Source organism: Clostridium magnum DSM 2767 (assembly GCF_001623875.1).
GTDB classification, from domain to species: domain Bacteria; phylum Bacillota; class Clostridia; order Clostridiales; family Clostridiaceae; genus Clostridium_AM; species Clostridium_AM magnum.
In genome coordinates this window covers 19,497-36,575 of record NZ_LWAE01000019.1, presented here as the reverse complement: position 1 = coordinate 36,575, position 17,079 = coordinate 19,497, and the positions used below count along the sequence as shown (strand labels likewise).

The window sequence follows — 17,079 nt, the reverse complement described above, 5'->3', positions numbered from 1 at the left end:
TTCCTGGTTTGGGCTCTTTCCCTTTCGCTCGCCGCTACTTAGAAAATCGATTTTTCTTTCTCTTCCTCCGGGTACTTAGATGTTTCAGTTCCCCGGGTATACCTCTATAAACCTATGAATTCAGTTTACAGTACATTACGTTAGTAATGTGGGTTGCCCCATTCGGAAATCTCTGGATCACTGGCTATTTGCGCCTACCCAAAGCTTATCGCAGCTTATCGCGTCCTTCTTCGGCTTCTGGTGCCAAGGCATTCACCATGCGCCCTTTGTAGCTTGACCAATTTATCACTCATATTTCTATGAGTTTGATTAAAGTTACAAAGGTTATTACTTATATTATATAAGTAGTTCTACCTTTAGCTTTACTTCTATTTTTGTTAAACAATTGCGTTGTTTAACGTTTCTTCACTGTGCAATTTTCAAAGAACAATTTGAGAATTTATTTTATCACCTTAACACTACCGTGTCAATGGATAATAATCCCTCAAAATTAAACAGAGGCTAAACCAGTCTTTCAGACAGCATTACCTGTCTGTATTATCCTTAGAAAGGAGGTGATCCAGCCGCAGGTTCTCCTACGGCTACCTTGTTACGACTTCACCCCAATCACTAACCCCACCTTCGGCCGCTGGCTCCTTTACAGGTTACCTCACGGACTTCGGGTGTTGCCAGCTCTCATGGTGTGACGGGCGGTGTGTACAAGGCCCGGGAACGTATTCACCGCGACATTCTGATTCGCGATTACTAGCAACTCCGGCTTCATGTAGGCGAGTTGCAGCCTACAATCCGAACTGAGATAGGTTTTTGAGTTTGGCTCCACCTCGCGGTCTTGCATCTCTCTGTACCTACCATTGTAGCACGTGTGTAGCCCTGGACATAAGGGGCATGATGATTTGACGTCATCCCCACCTTCCTCCCGGTTAACCCGGGCAGTCTCACTAGAGTGCTCAACTTAATGGTAGCAACTAATAATAGGGGTTGCGCTCGTTGCAGGACTTAACCTAACATCTCACGACACGAGCTGACGACAACCATGCACCACCTGTCTCCCTGCCCCGAAGGGCTTCATGCATCTCTGCACTATTCAGGGGATGTCAAGTCCAGGTAAGGTTCTTCGCGTTGCTTCGAATTAAACCACATGCTCCGCTGCTTGTGCGGGCCCCCGTCAATTCCTTTGAGTTTTAATCTTGCGATCGTACTTCCCAGGCGGAGTACTTATTGTGTTAACTGCGGCACAGAAGGTTGGACCCCCCTACACCTAGTACTCATCGTTTACGGCGTGGACTACCAGGGTATCTAATCCTGTTTGCTACCCACGCTTTCATGCCTCAGCGTCAGTTATGGTCCAGAGAATCGCCTTCGCCACTGGTGTTCTTCCTAATCTCTACGCATTTCACCGCTACACTAGGAATTCCATTCTCCTCTCCCACACTCTAGATATCCAGTTTGAAATGCAGCACCCAAGTTAAGCTCGGGTATTTCACATCTCACTTAAATATCCGCCTACGCATCCTTTACGCCCAGTAAATCCGGACAACGCTCGCCACCTACGTATTACCGCGGCTGCTGGCACGTAGTTAGCCGTGGCTTCCTCCTTTGGTACCGTCATTATCGTCCCAAAAGACAGAGCTTTACAACCCGAAGGCCTTCATCACTCACGCGGCGTTGCTGCATCAGGCTTTCGCCCATTGTGCAATATTCCCCACTGCTGCCTCCCGTAGGAGTCTGGACCGTGTCTCAGTTCCAATGTGGCCGATCACCCTCTCAGGTCGGCTACGCATCGTCGCCTTGGTGAGCCTTTACCTCACCAACTAGCTAATGCGCCGCGGGTCCATCTCAAAGCGGATTACTCCTTTAATTAGTTCTTCATGCGAAAAACCAATGTTATGCGGTATTAATCTCCCTTTCGGGAGGCTATCCCCCTCTTTGAGGCAGGTTACCCACGTGTTACTCACCCGTCCGCCGCTAATCCACCCCGAAGGGCTTCATCGCTCGACTTGCATGTGTTAGGCACGCCGCCAGCGTTCGTCCTGAGCCAGGATCAAACTCTCAATTTAAAAGTTTGAATGCTCATTACTGTTTTACTCACTACTAATATATAGTAGTTAAAGAATTGCTGGTTTAGTTTATTTAATAAAAATCATCTGATTTTTAACCTCTGTTTAATTTTCAAGGATCATGTCGCTCATCTCAGCGACCTTTGTAGTTTATCATGTTAACTCAACTTTGTCAACAACTTTTTTTAGTTGTTTTTGTTAAGCTTTGTCGTTTTTCGCGACAACATGTATAATCTTATCATAAATTTGTAATTACATATATTGTAATCACACTAAATTTGAAGTTTAATTGAGATTTACTTAATTTTTCTATATATATCTCACTTTATTAACATTTGACACACTTGGCAACGTTTTTGTTCATCTTTTAAACTTTTATTCTCTAAACTAAAAACCTATGCCATTATATTGGGCTGTACAACATTTAAACTGCAAATAAAAACTGCTTACAAAATAGATTTGTCCGCAGCCTTAAATCCTATATTTAAAATTTCTTATTTTGTTTTATAAAAAATTATATGGTCTCTCCATTTACCATTAATAAACAAATATTTCTCACTAATTCCAAGTTCCTTAAATCCACATGCTTTTAGTACCCTTTGAGATTTTACATTATCTACAAGAGTTGATGCTTCTAATCTATGCAATCCCATTTCATCAAAAGCATATTTTGATACGAGATTTAAAGTCTCCTTCATATATCCTTTTCCTTGTTCTTCCCTATCTATTGAATATCCCACAAATGCACTTTTAAAAACTCCTATAATTATATTAGATATCTGTACCTTACCTATAAACTTATTACCTCTATAAATACCAAAGTTAACACTATCTCCATTTAAAAACTGTTTATATCCTTCGATCAAGTTTCTTTTTTGAACAGGTAATGTATAAAAACTATCATCTCTATCTGGTTCAAAAGGACTTAAGTATTCTTTATTTTTTAAGTAATACTTTAAAACATCCTCTGCGTCACTTGGAGTTAACACCGAAAGACTTACACTTATTCCTTTTGCTTCTGGTTCCCTATATTTATGTTCATTATTAAAAGTTTCAAAATCTATACCAAATAAAAGTTCATCTCTGTATGTACCATTAGATATTATGCTCCTTGACACAATACCTTCTAGATTAAAGCCTAAATCAGTAAAAGACATAATGTTTATTTCTTCATCTGCAAACACATTAACTTTGTTAACATCCATATTTTTAAATAAGGAAATTAAAAATATATTTATTGATTCCTTTAACGGCTCATAACTTAATTCATCAGACTTATAAAATTTTATTCTAAAACTACAGTATCTATTTTCCTTAGAAAGTTCAATAATGTATACTCTTCCTATAGTTATACCTAAAATATCTCTTATAATATATTCGCTTTTACTACCTTTTACTAAATCTACAGTTACCTGATGTTCTTTTAACATTTTAATCTCTCCCATTTATTATACTGAAGAGGGTAATTTATTTTACCTTTTTATTAATTTACCCCATGTTTTTAGTTAAATACATGTAACATTATAGCATAAAAGATATTGATAATATAAACGTATATGTTTATATTATCAATATAGTTTAAAATCATAAATTAAGGATGTGTTTTCATGAACAAACAAACTATATCAAAATTAAATTTATTTTTAATAGGAGTTAAGAGTAGATTTGAGGAAAATAGTAATATATTTAAGAATATAAAAATTACATATAAAGCGGGTTCAAAAAATTTTAAAGGTATCGGTGAATATGAATCTCCAAATATAAAATTCAACTTCAACGGCAGAACAGAAATCTTATCTATAGATGACCTAATAAATAAAATCTGTAATTATTCTATTAATTATGATAGTGTTACTCTAATCTATAGCGAAAGAGGAACAGATATATTGATTGAAGCAGATAATAAGAATGTAAAGATGAAAAATATCGAAACAAAGGAAGATGACTCAAAAGATCTTTCTACTCCTTCAGAAACTTCTACCTTGTTAAATAGAAATTACTACATAAAAGCAGGTAAGGCAGACTCCCTTCTAAAAGAAATAAACATTATGACCAAGGATGGAAAAATAAAAAATGATAAAATTAGAAAGTACAATCAAATTGATCATTATGTAGAACTTTTTGATGAAATGTTAAACAAATTACCTAAGAAACAAACCTTAACAATACTAGACTGCGGATGCGGAAAGTCTTATTTATCCTTTGTCTTAAATTATTATTTAACTGAAGTAAAAAAAATAAAATGTCACTTTATTGGTCTAGATTACAAAGAAAGTGTTATAGAATCTTCGAAAAAAATAGCTGATAACTTAGGATATAGAAATATGGAATTCCATGCAATAGACATTAAAAACTATAATCCTAAAAATAAAATCAATGTAGTTATGTCTCTTCATGCCTGTGATACGGCTACTGATATGGCTCTAGCACTTGGGATAAGACTATATTCAGATGCAATAGTTGCTGTACCTTGTTGCCATAGAGAACTTTTAAGTCAGTATTCATATGATCCTTTTAAAAGTATATTAAAACACGGTGTATTTAAAACGCGCTTAGCTGACATATTAACAGATGGCATGAGATCTCTACTATTAGAAGCTAAAGGATATGACACCTCCGTTGTTGAATATATATCACCATTAGAAACCCCTAAAAACCTCATGATTAGAGCGGTAAAAATAAAAGATGAAAATGAAGATGCCATGTCCGAATATTTAAATTTAATGGCTCAATTAAATGTTTATCCTGCTCTCTATAGTTTTATTAATGAATGGTAAAATTACAAAAGGATTTAGTCATTATGGTTTAAGACTAAATCCTTTTATTATGAATTATTTTAATTTGTGAATAAATAAGCCACTTCTAAGTTTAGGTTCAAACCAAGTAGATTTTGGAGGCATGACTTCTCCAGCATCTGCAATGCTCATTAATTCTTGTACTGTTGTTGGATACATGGAGAAGCCAACTCCCATTGGTTCTTGTTCCACTCTTCTCTCGATCTCTTTAAGACCTCTAATACCACCTATAAAGTCTATTCTATCATCCGTTCTTGGGTCTTCAATACCCAAAATTGGCTTTAATAAGTTGTTTTGAAGAATAGAAACATCTAATTTATCAACAGGATTGTTAGGGTCATAAGTCCCCTCTTTCGCCGTAAGCTTATACCATTTCCCGCCAAGATACATTCCGTAGGTATTCTCACAAGAAGGCTTATATTGATCTTTACCTTCATATAAACTTATATCAAATTTTTCCGCAACCTTAAGCATATATTCTTCAGTAGAAAGACCGTTCAAATCCTTAACAACCCTGTTATAATCTATGATTTGCAAGTCTGCATCTGGGAAAAGTACAGATAAAAAGAAATTGAATTCTTCCTCTCCATTGTAATTTGGATTTTCTTCTCTTCTTTTTAAACCAACTTTTACCGCTGAAGCTGTTCTATGATGCCCGTCTGCTATATATAAACTATCTATATTGCTAAATATATTACATATATTATCTATTGTATGCTCATCATCGATAATCCATGCCACATGTTCTATATCATCTTCTGCTTTAAAATTATATATAGGATCTTTTTGCATCCATAACTTTATTATATCACTAAGTTCACTATTATATCTATAAGTTAAAAAAATTGGTCCTGTATTTGCATCGCAAGTATCGACATGATTAATTCTGTCTCTTTCTTTTTCCACTCTTGTGAATTCATGCTTTTTTATTTTATTATTTATATAATCATCTATAGAAGTACATCCAACTATTCCAACTTGAGCTCTATTATTCATTGTCAACTTATAAATATATAAGCACTTTTTGTTGTCTTGTACAAAAATATTTTCATTAATCATATTATACAAGTTATCCCTAGCCTTATCATAAACCTTTTTATCATAATGATCTGTATCTGTAGGTAAATCAATCTCTGCTTTATCAACATGAAGAAAAGAGTACTGATTGTCTTTAGCCATCTCCCTTGCCTCTTCACTATTCATAACATCATAAGGTAGCGCTGCTACTTTATCTGCTACATCTTCTCTAGGTCTTATTGCCTTGAATGGTTTTAAAACTGCCATTTATATTTTCCCCCTCTTTATTTATCCAATAAGTAATGATTATTATAAAATTAAATGCCCCAATTATAATCATTCAGAATTGACATAATTAATATAATTTTAATACAATTTTTATATAAATCAAGTTTTAATTTATACATTTACCACACAGTTTTCAGTATACTTAGCAAACTCTTCAACAATATCTACTATTTCATTTCCAATTCTTTCTTGAGCTTCTTCAGTAGCTGCACCTATATGAGGTGTTACACATACCTTTGGATTATTAATCAACTCTAAGTTTGGTTTAGGTTCATTTTCAAATACATCCAGTGCAGCCCCAGCTACTTTTCCGTTATTTAACGCCTCAATTAGTGCCCCTTCATCTATAAGATTTCCTCTAGCACAGTTAATTATATATACGCCATCCTTCATTATCTCAAGCTGCTTCTTTCCTATAACTGCACCTACTTTTTTATCAAAAGGAATATGAAGTGATATAAAATCTGCTCTTTCTAATATGTTTTCTAAATCACAAAATTCATACTTTGTATAGCCTTTTGCCATTCCTAATTTGTCTGTATAAATTACTTTCATTCCTAATGCTTCTGCTCTTTTAGCAACTTCCTTTGCTATTCTTCCGAAACCTATAAGTCCCAAGGTTTTACCGAATAGCTCAATTCCTTCATATCTTTTCTTTTCCCACTTACCATCTCTCATTGTAACATTAGCTAAATGTACATATCTTGATATAGCGAACATATGTGCAATAGTAAGCTCTGCTACAGATGCACTACTAGCATTTGGTGTATTTCTAACCTTAATTCCGTTTGCTGTAGCATACTCTACATCTATGTTATCTAAACCAACACCACCACGGATTATTAGTTTTAACTTTCCCCCCCTTGCTTCATCAATTAATTCTTTTCTAACTTTAGTTGCAGATCTAACTATCATTACGTCAAAATCTTTTATAACTTCTTTTAGTTCCTCTAACTCATAATGTTTGTTTACAACTTTATATCCATAACCCTCTAATTTATCTGTTCCTGTTTTTTCCATTCCATCACATATTAATATATTTATCATTTATAAAGCCCCCTTTTGCCCCTTTAGACAACTAATTTGAAACTAATTTTATTGTAATTTGAGTATGTCGTTTATGTTAAATAAAAGCTCTTTTATATCGTCCATAGTACATTCTGCCATATGAGCTATTCTAAAAGTTTTTTCTTTTAACTTTCCATATCCATTTGAAATTTGGAAACCTCTTTGCCCCAATTCTTTATTTAAGTCCCCAACATTTATATTTCTTGTATTTTTTATATTTGTTAAAGTATTAGATAGATATCTTTCATCTGCAAATAGCTCAAAATGTTCTTTGCCCCATCCTCTTACATAGTTAGCCATTTCAATATGTCTGTTATATCTGTTTTCTAATCCTTCTTCTAATATCTTTCCTAACTGATAGTCCATAGCAAACATGTGAGAAAGAGATGGTGTTGATGGATATTGATAATCTTTTTTCTGTATATACTCATAAAGTAAAAGCAAATCTAAATAATATCCCCTAAAAGTAACTTTTTTAGCTCTTTCTACTGCTTTCTTTGAAAATGAACATATTGCTATTCCTGGAGGAAGGCCTATAGCCTTCTGGCTTGAAGTTATACATATATCTACCCCCAGTTTATCAACTTCTATTTTTGTCCCAGCCATGGAACTTACAGTATCAAGACACCATACAATTTCAGGATACTTTTTAATTACTAGTGATAACTCATCTACAGGGTTCATAACTCCAGTAGATGTTTCATTATGAGTTATACAAACTAGATCATACTTACCTGTTGCTAAAACTTTGTCCACTTCATTTGGATCTACAGCATTTCCCCACTCAACTTCATATAGATCTGCAGGCACATTATTATATATAGCCATTTCATACCATCTTTTGCCAAATGCCCCTATAGAAAAAACTGCTGCTCTCTTAGCTGTACAAGATCTTATCGCCCCTTCCATAAGACCACTTCCAGATGTAGTAGAGAGAAGTATTTCCTCCTGTGTATTAAAAATCTTTCTAGCCTTCTCGCTAATTCCTCTTTGAAGCTCTGATGCTTCCTTGCTTCTATGTCCTATCATAGGTGTAGCCATTTTTTCTAAAACATCATTTGCCACTTCAACTGGACCTGGAATAAATAATCTCTTATGCATCACAATTAACCCCCTTAAATAAATTTATATTTTCTATTAAACATAGTTTTACTTTTTTACATTACCACTTTAAAGTTATACATTACTAAAGTGAAAAGGATAAATAAAATGAGTCAATCATACTTAGGGACGATTGACTCGCGGTGCCACCCTTATTAATCATAAAATAGTATGCTTAATTAAAGTAGGGCTTAAATCATATAGAGTTTTAACCCCTATATCATTCTTAGTTCAACGAATTCAATGACGTAGCCACTCTTTATTCCTACCTTCAGCAAGGCGGAGGTATTAGAGGGAATAATCATGGAATAAAACAAAAAGAGCCAATCATCCCAGTAGGGACGATTGACTTCGCGTTGCCACCCTTATTAATCACAATAAAATTATGATTCTCTCATTTAAAATAACGGTTTTAACCGTATTACTCATCGTAATATCCTCGGAGATGGATTCACAAAATAATAGGCATCAGTTCACACCAACCACTGACTCTCTTAACCTTTAATTATGTTACTATTTCTCTTCATAGGCAATTTGTATTTAATTAATTTACTAACTTGTTCTTAATTATAAATTCATACTGACAATATGTCAATAGAAATTTTAAAAATTTTATTAAATAATCTCAATCTTAATTTATACAAAATTTTTACACACAACTCTTAATTTATACTTATTATTTTATTAATTTGTTCAAATAATCGCTTATTACATTCATCATTTATGTAACTTACACAACTGCTACATCCTTGAGAAACAAAACTCATGTGTATAGTAAAACTTTTAGGTGTGTATGCTATACAATTTTCTGCTACTAACATTTTCTCACGTATTGAACTCATAAAATCACCCCTATAAAGTTTGTGTATTTAATAAATTTTTACTAAGGTTTTATTAAAAACTCAATTTCTTACACTGTTAGTATTACCGAAATATAAAATAAAATTCCGCAAAATTAAAACAGAATAAACTGTATCCTGCAAGATAACACAAACTCTTTTCGGTGTTTATCTTACAGGATACAGTTTATATATCAAAAAATATATAAAAGATTCTTCTTTTATAATTACATTACTCTTCTAATATTGATTCTGTTTCTGTACAATATTTTGTAGTAATACATTTGCCAAGATTTCTAGGACATCCTTTACACATACAATTTTCTGCTTCACCATGACAGCTTTTATCAAACTCCGGACAATGCTTGCAATTATAACTTTTAAGTATCATATGTTCACTTCCTTACTCCTTTATCAACTAATGATCTTTGGGGTTATGTAAACCTTAATTTTTTTATTTACTTAGACTTAGGCAATTAATAGTTTCTTTTTGTGTTTGACTTATTTTTTTTCCTTTATATCTTATTGCGTTCTTAGGACATATATGTATGCATCTTAAACACAGCATACACTTACTATGAAAAATAGCATGCCCATTTTCAAAAGTTATATTGTTTTTAGGACAATTCCTTAGACACAAACCACACTTAGTACATTCTTCTGCCGCCGTAATACTTCTAGACAATTTTGGCAATACCTTTCTAAAAGTTCTTGCTGATATTTTCCCCAAAAGTATTCTTGGAAACAAGACTTTCTCTTTTAATTCCCTATTCTCTAAAAAGCAACTAGTTAAGTTTTTTACTTTTATCTCTGCGTTTTTTAACATTTCTTTTTGCTCATTTATACTGGGCTTTTTCCCTGATGCAAAATAAAAGTTATTGGGCATTTTCATACTTGATTGAATCATAACTCGAAACCCCTTCTTCTCTAACTCTTTAGCTATTACAGAAATTGCTGCTGATGAACTTGCCCCTTGAGTTGAATAAACAATGGATCTTATACTTTTTTTAGTTATAGGTAGTCTATGTAAAAAATTATCTACTATCTTAGGCTGCATTTTTCCATAAACAGAAGATCCTATAATAAGAAAATCATAACCTTTCATATTAATTTCTTCAAGAGATTCTATATTTATTAGCTTTAAATCTATATTATTCAAACCAAATTCCTCTTTAAATCTATCTGCTACCCATTTTGTATTTCCCGTTCCACTAAAATAATATAATATACCTTTCATAATAACCCCATCTCCTAATGATTTTTATTTTTTAGAGATTTGCTCATGTAAAAATGCATAATACACAATATGTATTATGCATGATTAACAAGTATTATTATTCTTACTGCTGATCCTCTTGGTATTTCTCCCTATAGCTACCCATAATTTTACTTAATATCTCCGAAGCTGATGGTGGTGTAAATGTAATAGCATTTGCTCCTGCCGCTATTGTAGCCTTTATACTTTCCTCCGTAGGACCTCCAGTTGCCATTATAGGGAACTCAGGATACTGCTCTCTTATCCTGCTTACAATGTAAGAGGTTCTTTTAGCTCCTGATACGTTGAGAATAGTAGCTCCTGATTCAATTCTTTCTTTAAAGTTCTCATACTCAGAAACTACAGACACTACTATTGGTATATCAATAGTATCTCTCATTTGTCTTATCACCTCATTTGGTGTAGGACTATTCACTACAACTCCCATTGCTCCTTTAAATTCAGCATCTAATGCTAAATTCACAACTCTTTTACCAGTAGTAATTCCCCCACCTACTCCACAAAACACAGGAATATCAGCCGATAAGAGAATTGCCTGCGTTATAAGAGGTTGAGGTGTAAAGGGATATACTGCTATGACTGCATCTGCATTAGTATTTTTTATAACCGCTACATCCGTACTAAACACAAGGGATTTTATCCTTTTTCCAAATATCTTTATACCGCTAGCATCTCTGATAACCTTAGGCACTTCAATCATATGTCTTCTTAAAATTCCATTTATTTCAGGTACATACTTGGCCATATTTATTCCTCCTTTTTTTATTGCATACTCCAACCATAAGCCTAAAAATAATATCATCTTATATTAACATAAAATTGAAAGTATTTCCAATTAATATGTTTTTCAATAAATAATTTCCTAATCACTAGCTATATCACATTCACATCTATATGCTTTATCTCCAATATAGCCAATTTCTTTTAATACCTTTTTCACTATATTCTTGCCAATCTTATCTTGATTCATTTCACATAATGCATCCTCGATATTAGTCCAATTTACCCCTTCCACTTCAGATGACTTTCTTAATTCTCCTCCATCATATTCAGCCATAAATGTAAGCATAATTATTTCTTTTGAGCTGAGATATTCACTTCCCAGGTATTTTAAATTTTTTATTTTTAGACCGGATTCCTCTAAAACTTCTCTATGGACGGTTTCCTCTACTGTTTCCCCATTAGTTACGTATCCAGATAAAAGCACCTTTGAATCTTTAAATATATAACTCTGCTTTAAAAGTAGTATTTTGTCTTTATTTATTATAGCCACTATAATACAAGGCTTAGGTGTATCAAAATACATAATATCATCTACAGGACAATAAGGTACTCCTCCTTCATCCCAGCTATCTTTTATTTCTAACTTTCTTCCACAAATCGGGCAATAATTAAATTTCATAATTTCATCACTCCTAAAAGAGTAACTTCCCCCCCCCGAAGAATTATATTCTTAACCTACAACTATATTATAAAATATATGTATATATTTATTCAATTTCAATATAAATCTTTAAAGCTTAATATTTATTTGGTCTTTAAGCTTTATGAAATTCTCGCCAACAGTACAATCATAAGCTAGAATATGAACTCCATTCTCTTTAGCAAATCTCAAAGCTTCTCCAAATTTACTGTCCATATCATCATGAGGAGTAAAGTATTTAACTCCCTCCATTTGAATTAGGAATAATACTGCTGCCGCTTTATCTAATTTTTTAACTTCTACTAATTCTAATAAATGTTTAGTGCCTCTTTCTGTTGGAGCATCAGGAAACTTAACTACTCCATTTTCTTCTAATGTCACTCCTTTTACTTCTAGGTAACATTCCCCTCCATCATTATTAGTCAACTTAAAGTCAAATCTGCTATTTCCAAAGGTTTTTTCCCTCTGTATATTCACATATTCTTTTAATATTTCTATCTTCCTATTTTTTAATGCTTCCTCAACTACTTTATTAGGTATATGTGAATCAATATTTATAAATCTATCTCCCTTATATCCACCTATTAAGTCATATTTTGTTTTTCTTGAAGGGTTATTTTCCTCTCTTAAGATTACAGTACATCCAGGAATAAGTATTTCTCTACATCTTCCCGTATTGGGTACATGCACCATACTCTCTTCGCCATTTATACTTACATATGCCTTAAAGCGATTTGGCCTATGAATAAACTTAGCTTTTATTATATTATTGTGGATAACCAATATATCATCTCCAGTTTTTATAAAAATTATACACATATTCACAGATTTCATCCACAATTATTAGTGTTTTTGTGGATTATTATATTTTTTTCTTAAAACACAAATAACATACTTCTCTAGTTACAAATAACTAATTGATTCTTATTAATAATTCAATATTCATTATGTAACCTTCCTCACTAAATATGAATAGTATAAATATGAACTGCTTTACTATAGGAGGCTATTATGCATATTGTATCTATTCTACTATTCGTTATATCTGCCAGTCTTGATAATCTTGTTGTAGGAATTGCCTACGGCATTAAAAAACTTAGAATATCTTTGTTAAGTAATCTTTTAATAGCATTTATATCTTGTGCTGGTACCTTTTTATCTATGTCAGTTGGTAAATTTATAGGTTATTTTATATCTCCGGATATTGCCAATATTATGGGAAGTATCATTCTTATAGTTCTAGGATTATGGTTTATAGTAAATTCACTAAAAAAGAGAAGAATAAAAAAAGAGGACTTTATTATGAAAAATCCTCAGAAAAAACAAGTAAAAATAGAATACTATAATTGTGGCGAATTATTGGAAAGCCCAGAAAAAGCAGATATAGATAATTCCGGAAACATAGACTTGAAGGAAGCTTTTGCTTTAGGACTCGCATTAGCTTTAAACAACATGGGATTAGGCATAGGCGCTAGTATATCAGGTTTAAGTTTAACATTAACATCTTTGATAACATTCATCTTTAGTTTTCTAACTATACCAGTTGGGTACTATATTGGTAAGAGGTTTTTATCTGAAGTTCTAGAAAGTAATGCAGATATGATTTCTGGAATTATAATAATCTTACTTGCATTATATCAATTTTTTCTGTAATCAATTATTATTTAAAAGATGTATAAAACAAATTTTACTTTACAGAAAGAGCTTAAATATAATAAGGAATATCACACCTGGAACTCCTAGAAAACCTGCTATAATTGCAGTTATAGCATTAATACCAATATAAAAATTAAAATATTGCCCAATAAAATTAACTACAAGTAGAAGTATTACCCCAAGTACAGCGTTTATAATTAGTTTAAATAGTAATTTTAATGGCCAAGCAAATACTTTAACTAGTATGTATAACCCCAATATAGCAACTAAAAAATAACCTATATACTCAAACTGCAAATTTATCCCTCCTTAATTTTATCACTACTAAATTTATATTCTAGTAAAATAAAAGTATTAATAAAAAGTAAAAAGTAAAAGCAGCAGACTTTTACTTTTTACTTCAATAAGTGTATTATCTTAGCTAGCACTTACCTCTTTAATTATGGTATCTCCTTGAAACTTTAATCCAGCTTTTTTAGCCTCATTTAATAAATACATATACTTTGCTTTAGCAGCCTCTTCCATGTAAATTGCATAATCTACAAGTCTAGGATCATTAACTATATCAAAGTATTGTCTAGCTATATCAAGGTCTTCTCTTGCTTTATCTACTGCGTTTAATAATCGTTTTTGCTCTTCTGTATATTTTGATTTTTTTATTAAATAACTAGCTATTCTTTTTCTGTCCATAAAACTCCTCCTAATTTATGTCATATTAATAATATTTGACATAAATTGGAGTTGGTATACATTATAATTCCGTTCTTCCTTCTAACGCCTTTGATAAAGTAACTTCATCTGCATACTCTAGATCTCCACCTACTGGAATTCCGTGAGCTATTCTAGTAACCTTTGCTCCTAATGGCTTTAATATCTTAGATATATACATAGCTGTAGCTTCTCCTTCTATATTAGGATTGGTTGCTACTATTACTTCTTTTACTTCCCCACTCATCCTTCTTATAAGTTCCTTTAACTTTATATCATCTGGCCCCCTTCCAGCCATAGGTGATATATTCCCATGAAGTACGTGATATACCCCATTAAATTCTTTAACTTTTTCCATAGTCATTATATCTTTCGGTTGTTCTACAACACATATTGTACTCTTATCCCTATTTGGATTCGAACATATAGGACAAGGATCCTTATCTGTAAAGTTACCACATGTAGAGCAGTACTTTATTGTACCCCTTGCTTTAACTAACGCTTCAGCAAATTCTTTAACTTCTTCATCCGGTAAATTTAACACATGAATAGTAAGCCTCTGTGCAGTTTTATATCCTATTCCCGGTAACTTTGCAAACTCTTCTATAAGTTTTTCTATTACTACTGGATAAAAATCCATATTTATCACCTCAATTTTAAAACCCCATCTTTAAAGATGGGGCTGAATTTATAGTTTATTAGAACATTCCTGGAATATTAGGCATTCCTGTTATTTTCTTCATTGCATTTTCTTTTTCTTCTGCTGCAGTTTTTAAAGCTTCATTACAAGCAGTTAAAATTAAGTCTTGAAGCATTTCTACATCATCAGGATCAACAACTTCTGGTTTAATCTTTATATCTAATACTTGACCTTTACCATTAGCTACTGCAGTTACTGCTCCACCACCAACTGTAGCTGTAAACTCCTTATTTTCAACTTCCTGTTGCATCTCTTCCATTTGCTTTTGAACTTTTTGAAGCTGTTTCATCATATTATTCATATTAGCTCCACCCATATTAGGGAATCCACCTCTTGCCATAAATAAATCCTCCTTAACTTATCTAAACTTATTTTTAATTATATCATATTTTTGTAAAGTATAATGAGTACTTTTACCTACTCGTCAATTATTTCCACTAAGTCTTCTCCAAATGCATCTTTTAGCAACTGTTCTGGAGAGTTATTAAATGTCTTAGTACCTTCTCCATCTATAATATATTGTATTTTTAATCTCTCTTTTAGCAATTCTGAAAATATATCTTCTACAATTTTTTTATTTTCTTCCCTTTCTAATCTTTGCTTATGGAAGCCATAATCTTTTTCATATCGTATAGTTATTATCCCATTTTCACACTTAACTACTTCACCTGTAGTCAAAGCTGCAAATAAGACCATTTGCCTTCTTGCTTTAAATGCCTCTAATATATCTTTCCAACTCTTTTTCACTATATCTAATGAAACCTTAGAATATATATTTTCACCCTTTATAGGCTGTATAGTTTCATCTGCTTTTACTTCTTTTTTTATTGTGACCTCTGATTTTTGGCTTACTTCTCTATTTACTGATTTAGGAATAATTCTTTCACAGGATACTTTTATTTCTCCGTCCTTTAATGCTTCTTCAAGTCTATTTAGTCGTGAAAGCATAACTTCTTTTGATGTATCATATTCTATCTTACACATCTTTATTACAGCAAGTTCTAAATATATTCTGCTTTGTTTGGTCCATTTAGATTGTTCTTCTGCATCCTGAAGTATCCTTATATTCCTCATTATTTCTTCTATTCTTATTTTCTGTGCCTGTTCCTTTATAAAGTTTAAGTTTTCCTCTGACATATCTAAGATTTCTTCCGGATTTTGAGAAACCTTTACCATTAGTAGGTTTCTCATATGGGTTATCATATCCCTAATAAATGTATATATATCCTTACCACTAAATACTATATCATCTATTGTCCTCATGGATGCTTCAACACTTTTTTCTATTATGCTTTCTGTAAGCTTAAGTAAATTTTCATTACTAACAAGCCCAAGCATTGTTACAACTCCATTATATTCTACCTTTCCTTCTCCCATTGATATGGCTTGATCTAATATACTTAATGCATCTCTCATTGCACCATCAGACATTCTAGATATTAAACTAAGGCTTTTATCATCTGCAAAAACCCCTTGATCCTTAACAATATTTCTAAGTCTATCAAATACACTAGAGCTTTTAATTCTTCTAAAATCAAACTTTTGACATCTAGAAAGTATAGTAACTGGAAGTTTCTGGGGGTCTGTGGTTGCTAATATAAATATTACATTTGAAGGAGGTTCTTCTAATGTTTTCAAAAATGCATTCACTGCTTCTTGAGTAAGCATGTGAACCTCATCCATTATATATACTTTATATTTCCCCTCTTGGGGCGGATATTTTACATTTTCTATTACATCTTTTATATCCTCTAATCGTCTCTTAGACGCTGCATCCATTTCTATTACGTCTATTGAAAGTCCACTATTTATCTTCTGACACATTTCACATTCATTACAAGGTTCCCCATCTTGAAGATTCAAACAATTTACTGCTTTTGAAAAAATCTTTGCCGTAGATGTTTTACCTGTACCTCTTGTTCCACATAAAAGATAAGCATGAGCTATTCTATGATTTTTTATCTGATTTTTTAGTGTTACAGTTATGTGTTCTTGACCAACCACATCCGTAAATGTTTTTGGTCTCCACTCTCTATATAATGCGGTATAAGCCAATTAAATCACCTTCTTTAATCTATTCAGACATTATAATTATATCCTATATTTAGTTAAGAGTTAACATGCAATTAAAGTTAAACTTATCTCTAAATA

At 32.4% G+C, this 17,079-nt stretch carries 17 protein-coding genes, 2 rRNA genes and 1 other annotated feature; of the genes, 2 read left to right on the top strand and 17 right to left on the bottom strand.

Going from position 1 to position 17,079, the window contains the following annotated elements:
* From CLMAG_RS29970 to CLMAG_RS29960, 3 genes are all read right to left on the bottom strand, one after another.
* Positions 1-279: ribosomal RNA gene (locus CLMAG_RS29970) — 23S ribosomal RNA — on the bottom strand; the annotation flags it as partial.
* A gap of 268 nt (positions 280-547) precedes the next feature.
* Positions 548-2,057 (bottom strand): 16S ribosomal RNA (locus tag CLMAG_RS29965).
* A gap of 494 nt (positions 2,058-2,551) precedes the next feature.
* Complete coding sequence (locus CLMAG_RS29960) at positions 2,552-3,487, bottom strand: GNAT family N-acetyltransferase (protein ID WP_066631185.1); 936 nt, start codon at positions 3,485-3,487, stop codon at positions 2,552-2,554.
* 177 nt (positions 3,488-3,664) lie between these two features.
* Here CLMAG_RS29960 and CLMAG_RS29955 point away from each other — a divergent pair, with 177 nt between their 5' ends.
* Complete coding sequence (locus CLMAG_RS29955) at positions 3,665-4,834, top strand: class I SAM-dependent methyltransferase (protein ID WP_066631183.1); 1,170 nt, start codon at positions 3,665-3,667, stop codon at positions 4,832-4,834.
* A 54-nt stretch (positions 4,835-4,888) separates the two neighbouring features.
* Here CLMAG_RS29955 and CLMAG_RS29950 read toward each other — a convergent pair whose 3' ends face one another.
* From CLMAG_RS29950 to sfsA, 9 genes are all read right to left on the bottom strand, one after another.
* A complete protein-coding gene (locus tag CLMAG_RS29950; RefSeq protein WP_066631181.1) occupies positions 4,889-6,136 on the bottom strand; it encodes a DUF1015 domain-containing protein in 1,248 nt (415 codons plus the stop codon).
* Positions 6,137-6,268: 132 nt separating this feature from the next.
* On the bottom strand, positions 6,269-7,204 hold the full coding sequence (locus CLMAG_RS29945; RefSeq protein WP_066631177.1) for a D-2-hydroxyacid dehydrogenase: 936 nt from the start codon (positions 7,202-7,204) through the stop codon (positions 6,269-6,271).
* 48 nt (positions 7,205-7,252) lie between these two features.
* Positions 7,253-8,326, bottom strand: a complete 1,074-nt coding sequence (locus CLMAG_RS29940; protein WP_066631175.1) for a pyridoxal-phosphate-dependent aminotransferase family protein — start codon at positions 8,324-8,326, stop codon at positions 7,253-7,255.
* A 334-nt stretch (positions 8,327-8,660) separates the two neighbouring features.
* Positions 8,661-8,862: a binding site (T-box leader), on the bottom strand.
* Positions 8,863-8,988: 126 nt separating this feature from the next.
* Complete coding sequence (locus CLMAG_RS29935) at positions 8,989-9,168, bottom strand: hypothetical protein (RefSeq protein WP_066631173.1); 180 nt, start codon at positions 9,166-9,168, stop codon at positions 8,989-8,991.
* Between the two features lie 229 nt (positions 9,169-9,397).
* Complete coding sequence (locus CLMAG_RS33125; protein ID WP_169809826.1) at positions 9,398-9,556, bottom strand: hypothetical protein; 159 nt, start codon at positions 9,554-9,556, stop codon at positions 9,398-9,400.
* 63 nt (positions 9,557-9,619) lie between these two features.
* A complete protein-coding gene (locus CLMAG_RS29930) occupies positions 9,620-10,402 on the bottom strand; it encodes an EFR1 family ferrodoxin (protein WP_066631172.1) in 783 nt (260 codons plus the stop codon).
* Positions 10,403-10,505: 103 nt separating this feature from the next.
* Positions 10,506-11,186 carry a hydrolase gene (locus CLMAG_RS29925; protein ID WP_066631171.1) on the bottom strand — a complete coding sequence of 227 codons (681 nt, stop codon included), beginning with the start codon at positions 11,184-11,186 and terminating at the stop codon, positions 10,506-10,508.
* 117 nt (positions 11,187-11,303) lie between these two features.
* The gene (locus CLMAG_RS29920; protein WP_066631170.1) at positions 11,304-11,843 is read right to left on the bottom strand and encodes an NAD(+) diphosphatase; all 540 of its coding nucleotides are present in this window, start codon (positions 11,841-11,843) and stop codon (positions 11,304-11,306) included.
* Positions 11,844-11,954: 111 nt separating this feature from the next.
* Complete coding sequence (sfsA, locus tag CLMAG_RS29915) at positions 11,955-12,647, bottom strand: DNA/RNA nuclease SfsA (RefSeq protein ID WP_066631188.1); 693 nt, start codon at positions 12,645-12,647, stop codon at positions 11,955-11,957.
* 228 nt (positions 12,648-12,875) lie between these two features.
* Here sfsA and ytaF point away from each other — a divergent pair, with 228 nt between their 5' ends.
* A complete protein-coding gene (gene ytaF / locus CLMAG_RS29910) occupies positions 12,876-13,517 on the top strand; it encodes a sporulation membrane protein YtaF (protein ID WP_066631169.1) in 642 nt (213 codons plus the stop codon).
* A gap of 39 nt (positions 13,518-13,556) precedes the next feature.
* Here ytaF and CLMAG_RS29905 read toward each other — a convergent pair whose 3' ends face one another.
* The 5 genes from CLMAG_RS29905 to dnaX all read right to left on the bottom strand — a co-directional run bounded on the left by CLMAG_RS29905 (position 13,557) and on the right by dnaX (position 16,983).
* On the bottom strand, positions 13,557-13,817 hold the full coding sequence (locus CLMAG_RS29905) for a pro-sigmaK processing inhibitor BofA family protein (protein WP_066631167.1): 261 nt from the start codon (positions 13,815-13,817) through the stop codon (positions 13,557-13,559).
* A 120-nt stretch (positions 13,818-13,937) separates the two neighbouring features.
* A complete protein-coding gene (locus CLMAG_RS29900; RefSeq protein ID WP_066631165.1) occupies positions 13,938-14,210 on the bottom strand; it encodes a YaaL family protein in 273 nt (90 codons plus the stop codon).
* Between the two features lie 61 nt (positions 14,211-14,271).
* Complete coding sequence (gene recR / locus CLMAG_RS29895; protein WP_066631163.1) at positions 14,272-14,868, bottom strand: recombination mediator RecR; 597 nt, start codon at positions 14,866-14,868, stop codon at positions 14,272-14,274.
* Between the two features lie 58 nt (positions 14,869-14,926).
* Positions 14,927-15,268, bottom strand: coding sequence for a YbaB/EbfC family nucleoid-associated protein (locus tag CLMAG_RS29890; protein WP_066631161.1), 342 nt, complete (start codon positions 15,266-15,268; stop codon positions 14,927-14,929).
* Positions 15,269-15,345: 77 nt separating this feature from the next.
* The gene (gene dnaX / locus CLMAG_RS29885) at positions 15,346-16,983 is read right to left on the bottom strand and encodes a DNA polymerase III subunit gamma/tau (protein ID WP_066631159.1); all 1,638 of its coding nucleotides are present in this window, start codon (positions 16,981-16,983) and stop codon (positions 15,346-15,348) included.
* Positions 16,984-17,079: the final 96 nt, after the last annotated feature.